Source organism: Arsenicitalea aurantiaca (assembly GCF_003994485.1).
GTDB lineage: Bacteria > Pseudomonadota > Alphaproteobacteria > Rhizobiales > Devosiaceae > Arsenicitalea > Arsenicitalea aurantiaca.
In genome coordinates this window covers 745,474-759,617 of record NZ_RZNJ01000001.1, presented here as the reverse complement: position 1 = coordinate 759,617, position 14,144 = coordinate 745,474, and the positions used below count along the sequence as shown (strand labels likewise).

The 14,144-nt window shown below is 67.2% G+C and carries 12 protein-coding genes; 6 read left to right on the top strand and 6 right to left on the bottom strand.

Translation table 11 applies throughout. The annotated features are described in order from the left end of the window. Positions 1-11 precede the first annotated feature (11 nt). Positions 12-1,211: an AI-2E family transporter gene (locus EMQ25_RS03695; protein WP_158625945.1), complete on the bottom strand. Its 1,200-nt coding sequence runs from the start codon at positions 1,209-1,211 to the stop codon at positions 12-14. A gap of 169 nt (positions 1,212-1,380) precedes the next feature. On the opposite strand from EMQ25_RS03695, the gene EMQ25_RS03690 reads away from it, so the two are divergent. Further along, positions 1,381-2,322: a nucleoside hydrolase gene (locus tag EMQ25_RS03690; protein ID WP_127187185.1), complete on the top strand. Its 942-nt coding sequence runs from the start codon at positions 1,381-1,383 to the stop codon at positions 2,320-2,322. Between the two features lie 61 nt (positions 2,323-2,383). Beyond that, positions 2,384-2,995, top strand: a complete 612-nt coding sequence (locus EMQ25_RS03685; RefSeq protein ID WP_127187184.1) for a LysE family translocator — start codon at positions 2,384-2,386, stop codon at positions 2,993-2,995. Here the strand turns inward: EMQ25_RS03685 and EMQ25_RS03680 are convergent. Further along, entirely contained in the window at positions 2,992-4,398 is a 1,407-nt protein-coding gene (locus EMQ25_RS03680; protein WP_127187337.1) for a phosphohexomutase domain-containing protein, read from the bottom strand. The two genes, EMQ25_RS03685 and EMQ25_RS03680, sit on opposite strands and share 4 nt — an antisense overlap. A 130-nt stretch (positions 4,399-4,528) precedes the next feature. Between EMQ25_RS03680 and EMQ25_RS18165 the strand changes: the two genes are divergently transcribed. Beyond that, positions 4,529-4,669, top strand: a complete 141-nt coding sequence (locus EMQ25_RS18165; protein ID WP_192895620.1) for a glycine zipper domain-containing protein — start codon at positions 4,529-4,531, stop codon at positions 4,667-4,669. 60 nt (positions 4,670-4,729) lie between these two features. Continuing rightward, entirely contained in the window at positions 4,730-6,571 is a 1,842-nt protein-coding gene (locus EMQ25_RS03675) for a heavy metal translocating P-type ATPase (RefSeq protein WP_127187183.1), read from the top strand. 5 nt (positions 6,572-6,576) lie between these two features. Here the strand turns inward: EMQ25_RS03675 and EMQ25_RS03670 are convergent, their stop codons facing one another. The 4 genes from EMQ25_RS03670 to EMQ25_RS03655 form a co-directional block, all read right to left on the bottom strand. Further along, positions 6,577-7,407 carry a universal stress protein gene (locus EMQ25_RS03670; protein ID WP_127187182.1) on the bottom strand — a complete coding sequence of 277 codons (831 nt, stop codon included), beginning with the start codon at positions 7,405-7,407 and terminating at the stop codon, positions 6,577-6,579. A gap of 282 nt (positions 7,408-7,689) precedes the next feature. Continuing rightward, positions 7,690-7,788: a cytochrome bd-I oxidase subunit CydX gene (gene cydX / locus EMQ25_RS03665; RefSeq protein ID WP_127187181.1), complete on the bottom strand. Its 99-nt coding sequence runs from the start codon at positions 7,786-7,788 to the stop codon at positions 7,690-7,692. 10 nt (positions 7,789-7,798) lie between these two features. Next, on the bottom strand, positions 7,799-8,947 hold the full coding sequence (gene cydB / locus EMQ25_RS03660; protein WP_127187180.1) for a cytochrome d ubiquinol oxidase subunit II: 1,149 nt from the start codon (positions 8,945-8,947) through the stop codon (positions 7,799-7,801). Then, a complete protein-coding gene (locus EMQ25_RS03655; protein WP_127187179.1) occupies positions 8,944-10,554 on the bottom strand; it encodes a cytochrome ubiquinol oxidase subunit I in 1,611 nt (536 codons plus the stop codon). Before EMQ25_RS03655 ends, cydB begins: the two co-directional genes overlap by 4 nt. Positions 10,555-10,766: 212 nt before the next feature. Between EMQ25_RS03655 and cydD the strand changes: the two genes are divergently transcribed. Together cydD and cydC are read left to right on the top strand one after the other, a co-directional pair. Next, a complete protein-coding gene (gene cydD, locus EMQ25_RS03650; RefSeq protein WP_127187178.1) occupies positions 10,767-12,452 on the top strand; it encodes a thiol reductant ABC exporter subunit CydD in 1,686 nt (561 codons plus the stop codon). Continuing rightward, a complete protein-coding gene (gene cydC, locus EMQ25_RS03645) occupies positions 12,449-14,143 on the top strand; it encodes a thiol reductant ABC exporter subunit CydC (protein ID WP_127187177.1) in 1,695 nt (564 codons plus the stop codon). Before cydD ends, cydC begins: the two co-directional genes overlap by 4 nt. Position 14,144 lies beyond the last annotated feature (1 nt).

Genomic DNA, 14,144 nt, shown 5'->3' with positions numbered 1-14,144 from the left:
TGCACGCAGCCTCAGCGCGCCGGCGCAGCGCCCCGTGGCCCAGGTTCTCTGGTGGCGCCGCGATCGAACTCTGCAGGCGGCACGATCGGATCGGTATCGCAGGGCGAGGTGGATTCGGCGGCCACGACATCCTGCGCGGTCTTTGCGTTGACGCGCTGGTGCACCGCGCTGATCTCACGGCGGACGGGGATGATATGGGTGATGATCGCCTGCATGATGAGCAGCGACGGTACGGCGACGAGTCCCCCCACCGGCCCCCATGCCCAGATCCAGAATGTGAGCGAGAGAAAGATGATGAACGGATTGAGGGTCAGCGCGCGCCCCATGAAATGGGGGGTCACGAATTGGCTCTCGGTGAAGTTGATCAAGCTGTAGACGACGATCGGCAGCAGGATCGCGAACCAGCCATCCTGAGTGCCGATGCTGACGGCAAACAGGATGGTCAGCATGATGACCTGTCCCACATAGGGGATGAAGTTCAGGATCGCGCCCAGCACGCCCCAGAGGATCGGCGAGGGCATCCCGACCGCGTACATCGCGATCGTTACGATGATGCCGAACCCGAGATTGATCAGCGAGACCGTGATCAGGAACCGGCTGACCTGCTGCTCGACATCGCGGAACACATGCGCCACCCGCCAGCGCAGCCGCCGCGAAAAGCAGAGCGAAAGCACCGAGAGCCGGATCGCATTGCGCGTCGCAAGAAAGAAATAGAGGCTTACGAGGAATATGCCGATCTGCGCCAGATAGGTAGGAGCGAGCATGGCGAGATCGCGCATCGGGCTCGAGTCCTCGACCGACACAGTCATCCCCTGGCTGTTGCCGAAGATCGACTTGACCTGCTCCTCGATACCGGACAGCGCCTCGAGCGGAGCGCGCAAGTTCATGAGCTCGCTGCGGAGCTTTTCCCAGATCACCGGCAGGCTGTCTATCCACCCCGAAAGGGGCATGGCAAACGCCATCACAAAGGTCGCGATCATGACGAGGAACAGGAGGACGAGGACCGCGGCCGAGACACCCGCAGGCACCCCGTGCCGTTCGATCATGTCGGCGACAGGGCCGAACATCAGTCCGATGACGATGCTGAGCGCGATGGGTGCGAGGAACATCTGCCCCATCTGGAGCGTCGCGAGCAGCACGACCGCGCCGATGAGCACGAGCGCGATCCGCGACGCGTTGCCCAGCACGCGCTCGAAATGCGTTTCGCTCATTTCCCTGGGCAGGGCTCTGTCACGCCCGGACGATGTTCTAATAGCCACTGGCGGACCCTCCGCCACGTAAACCCGCCCCGCGGGCCGGGGTTCCCGGCCGCGTCGACTTGCCTCGCCCGCCCCTCTATCATCGAGCGGAATCAATTTCTGCGGACCCCGGGCCAGGCACATGAGAAAGAAGATCATTATCGACACAGACCCGGGGCAGGACGACGCCGTGGCGATCCTCCTCGCGCTCGCGTCGCCTGACGAACTCGAGGTGCTCGGCATCGTGGCGGTCGCCGGCAACGTCCGGCTCGCGCAGAATGCGCGCAACGCGCTCAAGGTCGTCGAACTTTCCGGGCGGCGCGACGTCGCCGTCTATGCCGGGTGCGAACGCCCGATGCACCGCATGCTGGTGACGGCCGAGCACGTCCATGGCGAGACCGGTCTCGATGGCCCCGTCCTGCCCGAGCCCAAGATCCGGCTCGAGGCCGAGCATGGGGTCGACTTCATCATCGAGGCGCTGCTCGCCCATCCCGCCGGGACCGTCACCCTCTGCGCCCTCGGCCCGCTGACCAATATCGCCATGGCGCTGGTCAAGGCCCCGCAGATCGCCGAGCGCATTGAGGCCATCGTCCTCATGGGCGGGGGCTATTTCGAAGGCGGCAACATCACCCCGTCGGCCGAATTCAACATCTATGTGGACCCGGAGGCCGCCGCTGTCGTGCTTGGCTCCGGCGTGCCGGTCACGATGGTCCCGCTCGACGTGACACACGGCATGCTGACCACCCCCGACCGCCTCTCCCGCTTCGAGGCCCTCGGCAACCGCGCCGGGTCTGCCATCGCTGAGATGCTGGGTTTCTCCGAGCGCTTCGATCTCAGAAAATATGGCTGGGAGGGCGCACCCCTGCACGACCCGTGCGTGATCGCCTATCTGCTCGCACCCGAACTCTTCGAAGGTCGGCTGATCAATGTCGAGATCGAAACGGCGAGCCCACTGACGATCGGCGCCACAGTCGCCGATTATTGGGGCGTGACGGACCGGCCAAAGAACGTGAATTTCCTGCGCAGCGGGAATGCCCAGGGCTTCTATGCGCTTCTCCTCCAACGGCTAGCGCGGCTCCCCTGAGCCCATTGGCGACGGGGCGGAGCTCGGCTAGATTGCGCCGCCCACGCTGCGGATGCCGACAATGGACCTGGTTACCCTTTTCACCTTCACCATCGCCTATGCGATCGCCGTCCTCGTGCCTGGGCCGGGCGTGGCCGCGGTCGTAGCACGCGCGCTCGGCGGCGGGTTCGCGAGTGCCTTTCCGATGGTTTTGGGCATCCTGATCGGGGATCTCCTCTACCTCGTCGTCGCCGTGTTCGGGCTTGCTGCGCTCGCCATGCATTTCAGCGCCGTCTTCATCGTCGTCCGATGGGCCGGGGCGCTCTACCTGCTCTACATCGCCTACAAATTCTGGACGGCGCGGCCCGACGCCGAAACCGTCCGCGCCCGCGCCGGCGAGCACTGGAGCCGCACGCTCCTTGCCGGGGTGGCGCTGACGCTCGGCAATCCGAAAACCATAGTCTTCTATCTTGCGCTTCTGCCCACCGTGGTCCCGCTCGACCAGATGACGGCCCTCGCCTTTGCCGAACTGACCGCCATCGTCATCGTCGTGCTGCTCGCAATCGGATGCGGTTACGCCTTCCTTGCCGCGGCCGCGCGGGACGTCTTCCGCAGCCCGGTGGCGCTCGGCCGGCTCAACAAGACCGCCGCTGCAATCATGACTGCGGCCGCCGCGGCGGTCGTCTGGCGCTAGCCGCGGACGGCCCGGCGCGCTGCTGCCAGCGCCCAATAGAGCAGCGCGCCGGCGCGGGCGCCGTTTTCGGCTTCGGTGTAGCAGCGCAGTTCGGGCGCATTGCCCGAGGCGCGAAAATGGATGATCTCGCCACCCTCGAAACCGAACCGCATGCCGTCGATGTCGGATACCGAGGCAATCCGGCCGACCTCCGTGAAGAAGCGGGCGGCGGCTTCGGGGCCGGCGAGCTCCGAAAGCAGCGCCGCGCTCCGCTCTGCCGGCACGTCCTCGAGCCGGTCGCTGCGGGCCTGGCGCGAAGGCATCTCCGCGACGAGCGCCGAGAGCGTCTGGCGCCGGGAGGCGATCTCCCCCAGCAGCACGAGGATCGGCAGCATGGCGTCCCGCGTCGGCAACGCCTTGACGAGGCTCCCTGCCGGACGCACGTCGCTGCCCAGCAGCACGCCGCCATTGGCCTCGAACCCGACGATGATCCGGCCACCCGCGCGCGCCGCCTCCTCCATCCCCGCGATCACATAGGGCGAACCCACCCGCGTGCGGATGACACGGGGAAAGAACCGCGTTGCCTCGATGGCCGAATTGGACGTTACTGGGGTGACGACATGGTCAGCCCGCAAGGCACGGGCAACGAGAACGCCGATGACGTCGCCGCGCAGCATCGCACCGGTCTCGTCGACCATCATCGGCCGGTCGGCATCCCCATCGGTCGAAACCAGCGCGTCAAGCCCCATGCCGGAAACCCAGGCCCGGGCGAGCGTCTCGTCCTCGGCGTCGATGGCCTCGGTATCGAGCGCGCGAAAACTCGTCGCGCGCCCCAGCTGCTGCACCTCTGCGCCATAATCGGTAAGGATGTTGACGAGCCCGTCCCGCGCGACCGAACTGTGCTGGAAGACGCCGATCCTGAGCCCCGCCAGCGCGCCGCGTGGCAGGATCGCCATGCAGCGCGCAATGAAGCGGGTGCCCGCCTCCGGCGTCGACTCGGCTGAATCGGTCTCTCCGATTTCGCCGCCAACCGACTCCAGCGCCGCGAGAATTCCGGCCTCGTCGTCCTTGTCGATTTCACCGCCGGGCCAGTAGAATTTGAGCCCGTTGCGGTCGGCCGGCACGTGACTGCCCGTCACCATGATTGCCGGTCGTCTCGTCTCCATGGCGAAATGGGCGAGCGCTGGCGTCGGCAGCGCGCCACAGTCGAGCGGGCGCAGTCCCTCCTCGGCAACGCCGGCAAAAACCCTCGTCTTGATCGAGGGGCTGCTTTCGCGCAGGTCGCGCCCGACGAGAACCGCATCGGCGTCTCCCATCCGGCCGGTCGCACGCAGATGGGCGATGAAGGCGCGCGTATAGCGCACGGCCGCCGGGCCATCGAGCGCCTCGGCAAGGCCCCTTAGCCCGCTCGTGCCGAATTTCAGCGCCTCGTCCATGTCGTCCCCCCGTTCAATGCCGCTGGACCGTGCGCACACTAGCCCGCCCGGGCGCCCGCAACCACCGTTCCCGGAGGGCATTAGCAGAGCAGATGCTGATGACAAAGCGGAGGCAGTAATGGGCAAGTGGATCGGGATCGGGCTGGCGCTCGGCGTCGGGATCGGCGTTGCGATGGACAATGTAGGCTTGGGCATCGGCGTCGGCCTCGCTCTTGGCGTGGCCATCGGAAGCGCAAATGCAGACCGGAGCGATCGCTAGTCGCTTCCACGACCGAGACGGCCCGGCTAGGATGCCTCCGTATAGCCAATCGGGGCCTCGATGTTGCGCCGCGCGAGCCAGGTGGTCTTCGAACGCAAGACTTTGCTCGGGATCATTGCCAGTGTCGGCCTTGCCGGGGGCGGCATCCTCTGGCTGACCGGCCGCGGCGATCTTGCCGCCCTCGCCTGGGCCGGCGGTACCGCGCCCGTGCTCCTCGCTCTCTTTTTCGAGATCGTCACCTCGCTTCGGCGCGGCGATGTCGGGCTCGATATCGTCGCTGCCCTGTCGATGTCGGCAGCACTCGCCTTCGGCGAGCCCCTGGCCGGAAATGTCGTCGCGCTCATGTATGCGGGCGGACAGATCCTCGAGACTTACGCCCAGGGCCGGGCACGGAACGAGATGAGCGCGCTCCTCGGGCGTGTTGCGCGCACCGCGATGCGCTATGCGGGCGACCGGCTCGAAGAGATCCCCATCGACACCCTCGCTCCCGGCGACGTCATCCTCATTCGTCACGGCGAGACCCTGCCGGTCGACGGCCGGGTTGATGAGGGCGAGGCGCTGCTCGATCTCTCCGCGCTGACCGGAGAAGCCGTGCCCGAGCGCATCCTTGCCGGTGGCGAAGCGCTCAGCGGCGCCACTTCGGTCGGGCCTGCCTTTCGGCTTCGCTGCCTGAGGCCGGCTGCGGCGAGCACCTATGCCGGCATCGTCCGGCTCGTCGAGGCCGCGCAGCAGAGCCATGCGCCAATGGCGCGGCTCGCCGACCGCTACGCCATCTGGTTTCTCGCCCTCACGCTTCTCGTCGCCGGCGGCGCCTGGGGATGGAGCGGCGACCCGGTGCGCGCACTCTCGGTGCTCGTCGTTGCGACCCCCTGCCCGCTGATCCTCGCCGTCCCGGTCGCCCTCATTTCCGGCCTCTCGCGCGCAGCCCGCAGCGGGGCGCTCATCAAGAGCGGCGGCATGCTCGAAGCGCTTGCGCAGGTGAAGATTGGCATTCTCGACAAGACGGGCACGCTGACCCATGGCCGCGCGCGCGTCACCGACATCATATCCGCCGGCGACGTGCCGCAAGACGAGATTCTGCGCCTTGCCGCCAGCCTCGATCAGGCCTCCGCCCATGTCGTGGCCAACGCCCTCATCGATGCCGCGACCGCCCGCGATCTGCCGCTCTCGCCGCCCAGAGACACTGAGGAACAGGCGGGGACCGGTATCGAGGGATGGGTTGGCGGCCGCAAGATCGCTCTGGGGGGTAATACCTATGTCTCCCGCCGGAGCGGCAATTCAGATCCGCGCACGCTGGGCGATGGGTTGCCTGCCGACGCGATGACCGTGGCGGTGGCGATCGACGGCACGTTCGCGGGGCTCATCGTGCTGCGCGACCAGCTGCGCCCCGATGCAGGCGCCATGCTCGGGAGGCTTCGCGCCGCCGGGATTGCCCGCCTCGTCCTCGCCTCGGGCGATCGTCCCGAGATCGCAACCGCGATCGGCCGGTCGCTTGCCCTCGACCGTGTCGAAGGCGGGCTCGACCCTGCGGGGAAGGTTGCAATCATTGCCCAAGAGCGCGCAGCGGGGCCGGTGATGATGGTGGGAGATGGCGTCAACGATGCGCCCGCCCTGGCCGCAGCCGATGTCGGGGTCGCGATGGGTGCACGCGGCACCGCGGCTTCCTCGGAGGCCGCAGGTGTGGTGCTGCTGGTCGATGCGCTCGAACCGCTGGCCCGCGCGGTGGAGATCGCACGCCGCAGCCGCAGGATCGCCCTCCAGAGCGTCGTTGTGGGATTGGGCCTCTCGCTCGCGGCGATGGGAGTGGCGGCCCTCGGTTATCTCCCGCCGGTACAGGGCGCGCTTCTGCAGGAGGCGATCGATGTTGCGGTCATCCTCAACGCCCTCCGGGCGCTGCGATGAGGGCGTCAGTGCGAGAGCAGCACCGGCAGACGCAGATCGTCGAGGGTCGAGCGCGTGGCGCCGCCAAGCACGAAATCGCGCAGCCGGCTGTGCCCGAACGCGCCCATGACCAGTAGCCCCGCATTTTGCGCAATCGCGCCCTGCTGCAGCGCCAGCCCGATGCTCTTGCCGGCACTCGAAAAATCATGGTGCCCGGCGCTGATGCCATGCCGCCCCAGATAGGCGCGCACCTCGGCGATTGCGCGCTCGCCGATGTCCTTATCTTCCATCGCGGTAACCAGGGTCACCTCACGTGCCTGGACGATCAGCGGCATGGCGTCGTGGAGCGCCCGGGACGCAGCCCGTCCGCCATCCCAGGCTATGGCGATCGACCGCAAATCGGCGGAGCCGGCCGGACCTTCTGGCACGAGGAGCACTGGTCGGCCCGAGCCGAAGATCACCGTTTCGGCAAGGCCTGCCTTGTCGGCGCTGCCCCGGTCCATGGCGATGACGCTGAGATCATGGCTGCGCGCCATGCGCGCCGCCCCATTGCCGACCTGGTCCTGCGTCAACCGGACCGATCCGGTCGTTACCGGCACGCTCGCGCCGGCTGCCCTTGCTGCCGCGATCAGATCCGCCGCCACCGCGCGGCTCCGGCCCTCGGCTGCCGCCGACATGCCTTTGACGTCGACGAGGCCGCTCACCATCCGTGCCGGCGGGGCCGGCAGGTCGATCTCGAATGCGCAGACGCTGATCGCACTGGCGAGCGGTGAGACGAGCCCGATCATCTGCCCGACCGCTGCAAGGGCGGTGGGGTCGGGATAGGTCAGGACGGGCATGAAGATGTCGGTCTGCACGATCGGTCTCCTCTTAAGGTTGGCGATGCGTCAGCCGGCCTTTCGGACGTGGCTTTCGCGCCAGTGGGCGATGCTGAGCGCGCTGATGAACGTTCCGAACGCGCAGAGCACGGCGAAGACGACGATGGCGGCCTCGATAGGCATTTTCAACTCCTCTGTGTTGGACAGCCTCACTAGACCACTCCCTGCCCTGCTCTCCCTTGATCCAGATCAACCCCCTGACGACAAAAGAAAAAAGGGGCCATGGGCGGCCCCTTTTCTCCCGTTTGCGCAAAGGCGCGCTTAGCGCTGCCTGTCCTCCCGCATCTCGAACCACATGGCGTTCAGAATGGCGAAGCTGCAGGCAAGGCCGACACCGAGTATCCAGGCGAAATACCACATCTGATTGTCCTCAATAGGCGTTCGGATTGCGGCCGATGCTGGCCGTGGTGACGGGTCCCCGCATCACGCGGAACACCCAGGCGGTGTAGAGCAGGATGATCGGCAGGAAGACGATCGTAGCGCCCAGCATGATGAAGAGTGTCAGCTGGCTCGAGCTCGCATCCCAGACCGTGAGGCTTGCCGACGGATCGAGCGAAGACGGCAGAAGGAACGGGAAAAGCGAGAGCCCCGCCGTCGCCACGATCCCGAAGATCGCCGTGCTCGAGGCGATGATCGCCCGCGCGCCCGCCTTGAGCCCGAGGAAGGTATAGGCAAGCCAGGCCCCTGCAAGGCCCAGTGCCGGGGCGATCATCATCCAGGGATGGGCCCCGTAATTGGCGGCCCATGCTCCGCGCTCGATCATCACGGTCTTGCCCAGCGGATTGGATGGCCCGAGCGCATCCTGGACGCTGACCACGCGGTAGCCGTCGAGCCAGAAGACGACGACGAGGCCGGCTAGCGCGAAGAGCCCGATGGTCGCGAGTGCCGCCCAGCGGCCGTAGATCCTTGCCCGCTTGGCAAGGGCACCTTCGGTTCGCGATGCGATCACCACCGCCCCCTGCATCACCAGCATCGCGACGCTGACGAGCCCGGTGAGGATGGCGAAAGGCGTGAGAAGGCCGAAGAAGTTTCCGGCATAGGATGGCCGCAGCACGGGGTCGAGCCCGAAGGGCGCCCCCAGGAGCACATTTCCGACGGCGACCCCGAACACCAGCGCCGGCACGAATCCGCCGACGAACAGGCCCCAGTCCCAGGCGCTCCGCCAGCGGGGATCGTCGACCTTGCCGCGGAACTTGAAGCCCACCGGCCGCAGGATCAGTGCGAGAAGGATCGCGATCATCGCGATGTAGAAGCCCGAAAAGGACACCGCATAAAGCGGCGGCCACGCAGCGAAGATCGCCCCGCCTCCCAGCACCAGCCACACCTGATTGCCTTCCCAGGTCGGGCCGACGAGATTGAGCAGCACGCGCCGCTCCTCGTCGTTTCGCGCCACCGCGGGCAGCAGCGTGCCCACCCCCAGATCCATCCCGCCCATGATGGCGAAGCCGATCAGCAGGATGCCCAGCAGGGCCCACCAGATGAGGCGAAGAATCTCGTAGTCGAGCGGAAGCGCGGTCATTTGGCAAATTCCGGAGTTGGAGTGCGGGGTGCGGCAGGCGGGGGCGCGGGCGCGGGGATGATGGCCGGCTCGTCATCGATCGCGAAGACGGGCTTGTCCGAGGGACCCGCCCGGACGACCCGCACCATCAGCCAGGCCATGATGCCCAGAAGCACCGTGTAGACGATCATGAAGAACGAGAGCGAGATGACGAGATCCCAGAACCGCAGGTCGGACGCCGCATAGAAGGTCGGCAGCACGCCCTCGACCACCCAGGGTTGCCGGCCGTATTCGGCAACGATCCAGCCGACTTCCACCGCGACCCAGGGCAGCGGCAGGGTCGCGACGGCGGTCCAGAGCATGGCGCGGTTGTCCTCCAGCCGATGCCGGCTGGCTTTCCAGAACCAGAGCGCGAAAAAGCCGATGTAGAAGAGCCCGATCGCCACCATGATGCGGAAGCTCCAGAAGAGCGGCCAGACATCGGGAACCGTGTCGAAGGCTGCGAGCGCGATCTCCTCGCCGGTGGCGTTCTCGACGTCCTCGCGATAGCGCTTGAGCAGCAGCGCATAGCCCAGGTCCTGCGAGGTCTCCTCGAAAACCGTCCTTGCGGTCTGGTCGTCCGGATTGGCGCGGATGTCGGCGAGGGCCTGATAGGCGACGAGGCCGTTCTGGATGCGTGTCGCTGCGTGCTCGACGAGCTCGGTGATGCCGGGCAGCTCCATGTCGAGCGACCGCGTGGTGATCAGTCCGAGCACCCAGGGCAGGCGCACCTCGAAGCTCGGCTCGCCATCGGCATTGGGGATGGCAAAGAGCGTGAGCCCAGCCGGCGCGGGCTCGGTATGGTACATCGCCTCCATTGCGGCGATCTTCATCTTCTGGTGCTCGGTCGCGACATAGCCGCTCTCGTCCCCGAGCACGACGACCGACAACGCCGAAGCCAGACCGAAGCTGGCCGCGACCACCATGGAGCGCCGTGCGAGTTCGCGGTGCCGCCCCTGCAGCAGGAAGAGGGCGCTGATGCCCAGAACGAACACTGCGCCCGTCACATAGCCCGCGCTGACCGTATGGACGAATTTTGCCTGCGCGACGGGATTGAAGATCACCGCAATGAAATCGGTGATTTCCATGCGCATGGTGTCGGGATTGAAACGCGACCCGACCGGGTTCTGCATCCAGCCATTGGCGATCAGGATCCACAGCGCGGAGAAATTGGCACCCAGCGCGACGAGCCAGGTTACCGTCAGGTGCCCGACCTTCGAAAGCCTGTCCCAGCCGAAAAAGAAGAGCCCGACGAACGTCGCTTCGAGGAAGAACGCCATCAGCCCCTCGATGGCGAGCGGCGCGCCGAAAACGTCGCCGACATAATGGCTGTAATAGGCCCAGTTCATGCCGAACTGGAACTCCATCACGATGCCGGTGGCGACGCCCATGGCGAAGTTGATGCCGAACAGCGTTCCCCAGAACAGCGTCATCTGCCGCCAGATCGGGCGGCCCGTCATCACATAGACGCTTTCCATGATCGCCATCATGAAGGAGAGGCCGAGCGTCAGCGGCACGAAGATGAAATGGTACATCGCTGTCGCCGCAAATTGCAGGCGCGACAGATCGACGATGGTCTGATCGATCATGGCAGAGAGCCCCTTGTCACGATCCGGCTGCTGCCGGCGTCCCGCGTCAGGTAGGCCCGCCTTCGACCCCTCGCCTTGACCTGGATCAAGGTGCAGATGCCGGCACGAGCCTAGGAGCGAGGGATCAGCTTCGAGGCCGCTCCATGACATCTGATGCCGCACACGATCGCACGTCCGGGCGCTGGCTCGCGCGCCTCTTCAAGGGGGGCGGCATGTCCGCCTCCCTGGCCCTCGGCGTGCCTCTACTCTCGGGCCTCCTGCTCATCCCCCAGGCATGGCTGCTGGCGCTGGTCCTCGGACGCGCCATTGCCGATGGCGCACCAATCGAAAGCCTCCACCTGCCCATCGCCGGCATCGCCCTGCTCGTCGTCTTCCGGGCCGCCCTCGGTCTCCTGTCGGACGTGAGCGGTGCACGCGCAAGCGAAGCGATCAAGGCGCGCCTGCGCACAACCCTTTTCGCGGGCCTCCTGTCGCGCGGCACGGTCTGGACGGCAAGCCGCCCTTCCGGCGCACTCTCGGGGCTGGTCCTCGAGCAGGTCGAGGCGCTGGATGGCTATTTCGCCCGCTACATGCCCGCCATGGTGCAGGCGGCGGTCCTGCCCATCGCCTTCGCCGCAATCATCATGCCGGTCGACTGGATCGTCGGGCTGCTCTTTCTCGTTACGGCGCCGCTGATCCCGGTCTTCATGATGCTGGCGGGCTGGGGCGCGGAGGCTGCAAGCCGCGCTCAGGCACGCGCGCTCTTACGGCTAGGGGGACGCTTTGCCGATCGCCTGCGCGGCCTCGTCACGCTGAAACTTCTCGGCCGGCAACAGGCAGAGACCGACGCCATCCATGAGACGAGCGAAGCTCTTCGGCGTCGCAGCATGGTGGTCATGCGCATTGCGTTTCTGAGCTCCGCAGTCCTCGAGTTCTTTGCCGCACTTGGGGTCGCCGGGGTAGCGCTCTATGTGGGTCTGACCTTCCTCGACCTGATCGCGCTGAGAGCAGATCCGCTGACGCTGCAGGCGGGGCTCTTCTGCCTCCTGATGGCGCCCGAAATCTATAATCCGCTCCGCTTGCTGGCCGCCCATTACCACGATCGGGCCACCGCCAAGGCCGCGGCGCGCGAGATCGAGTCTATGCTTGGCGCCCTGCCGCTGCCTGCGGCAGATGTCGAACCGGCTATTCCGGCAACGCCCAACCGACCATTCGCGCCCGCCCTTCTCTCGCTGAAGCGCGTCGCGATCTCTGATCCCGAAGGCCGCCCGCTGCTCGAGGATGTCAGCCTTGCCCTCAGACCAGGCCAGCACCTTGCGATCCTCGGCCCCAGCGGCTCGGGCAAGAGCACGCTCCTCGAAGCCATCGCCCGGCTGCGCCCGCATGGGGGAGAGATCGTACTCGACGGCTGGCCGCTCGACCGTTTTGACGAAGCCGTCCTCCGCCGCCGGATCGGCTTTCTCGGCCAGCGCCCGCGTCTCATCTCCGGCACGATCGCCGAAAACATAGCGATAGGTCGCCCCGATGCCTGCGGCACGGCGATCCGGCTGGCCGCCGAGCGCGCCTGCGTCACCGATTTCAGCGCCGCCCTGCCCCGTGGTCTCGGCACGCTGCTCGGCGAGAACGGGCTTGGCCTTTCGGGCGGCGAAATCCAGCGCGTGGCGCTCGCCCGCCTCTATCTGCGCGATCCCGGCCTCATCCTCCTCGACGAACCGACAGCGCACCTCGATGCCGAAACCGAAATGGCGGTTCTCGATGGGCTCCAGGCTTTCGCAGCCGGCCGCACCATGATCGTGGCCACCCACTCCCTCGCGGTCGCCGCGCGCATGGACCTAGCCTTGCGCATCGCCGGCCGCTCGCTCCTGCCCACCCCGCACCCCACCCTGCCCGCCTCGAGCGTTTGGAGAGCCAGCGCATGAACGCTCTCCTGTCTTTCGCCCCGCTGCTTGCCCAGCACAAGGGTCGCCTTGCCCGCGCGCTTGTCCTCGGCCTCGTCACCATCGCCGCAGGCATCGCGCTGCTCGGGCTCTCCGGCTGGTTCCTGACGGCGGCGGCGCTCACCACCGCAGGGGCCCTTTTCAATCTCTTTGCGCCATCGGCCGGCGTACGGGGCCTCTCCTTCCTCCGCATCCTCTCGCGCTATGGCGAAAAGCTCGCCGGCCACGATGCGACCCTGCGGCTCCTGTCCGATCTCCGCCGCTGGCTTTTCGGGCGCCTCTTCCCCCTCCTCCCGCTGCGCCGGCAGGGGCACGACCGGGCCGATCTCGTCAGCCGGCTCGTCGCCGACATCGATGCGCTCGATACCGCCTTCCTCGTCGCCCTCGGGCCGATCACCAACGCCCTGCTCGTCGGCCTTGCGATGACGCTCGGCCTTGTCGCTCTGCTGCCATCCGCCGCTCTGCCCTATGGCGCGGCGGCCTTCGCAACGGCGATCCTCGTGCCGGTCGGCCTCATCCGCGCCTCGCGTGCCGCCGCACGGGATGCCGCGCGCGCGTCGGCTCTCCTGCGCAACGCCGTCCTCGACGGGCTCGACCGGCATCAGGACCTCGTGGTCTTTGATGGCCTCGACCGCGCCCGGCTCCGTGCCACGAGGGCAGCCGAGGCGCTCGCGCGTGCGCGCCGGCGTCTTTCCCTCCACGGCGCGATCGCTTCGGCGCTGCTCGGGGCGCTTGCGGGACTTGCCATGCTCGGCACGCTGCTGGCAGGGCTCTCGGCACTGGCAGACGGACTGCTCGATGGACCGGTGCTCGCCGCTCTCCTCCTCGCCGTGATCGCGAGCTTCGAGGCCTATGCCCCGCTCGTACGAAGCGCCACCCGCCTCGCGGCTGCCGCTGCCTCCGCCGAGCGACTGCGGGCCCTCGCCGATCTCGAGCCCGCCATTGCCGAGCCGGCCGTTCCCGCGCCTCTTCCGAGCGACATGACGCTCGCCTTCAATGCCGTCGCCTTCGGGCACGATCCGCGCCGGCCCGTGCTGCACGATCTGAGCTTCACGCTGGCGCCGGGCAGTTGCACCGCAATCACCGGCCCGAGCGGGGCGGGCAAGTCGAGCATCGCGCAACTGCTCGTCCGGCTCGCCGAGCCCCAGTCGGGCACGATCACCCTGGGCGGCACTGACATCGCGACACTACGCCTCGCCGATCTCCGCGAGACCATCGGACTGATGACGCAGGATGCTCCGGTCTTCCTCGACACCATCGCCGACAATCTGCGGCTCGGAAGGCCGGACGCGGACGATACGGCGCTCTGGAGGGTGCTCGCCGACGTAGGCCTCGCCGATTTCGTCGCAGGTTTGCCGGACGGGCTTTCGACGCTGGTTGGGGAAGCCGGCCAGACCCTGTCGGCCGGTCAGGTGAGGCGCCTCGCGCTTGCGCGGACCCTGCTTTCGCCAGCACGCATCCTCGTTCTGGATGAACCCACGAGCGGCCTCGACGCCGAGGCTGAAGCCGCCTTCCTCGCCGACCTGCCGGCCCTCGCCAATGGTCGCACCATCGTCGTCATCACTCACGCCGCCCTGCCCGTGCAAGGGTTCGACGCCGTGCTGCGCCTCCGTGCCGGCCGACTTCTTCCGACCGCATCGCGAGCGCCCCATAATCCCTTCTCGGAGGCATGAC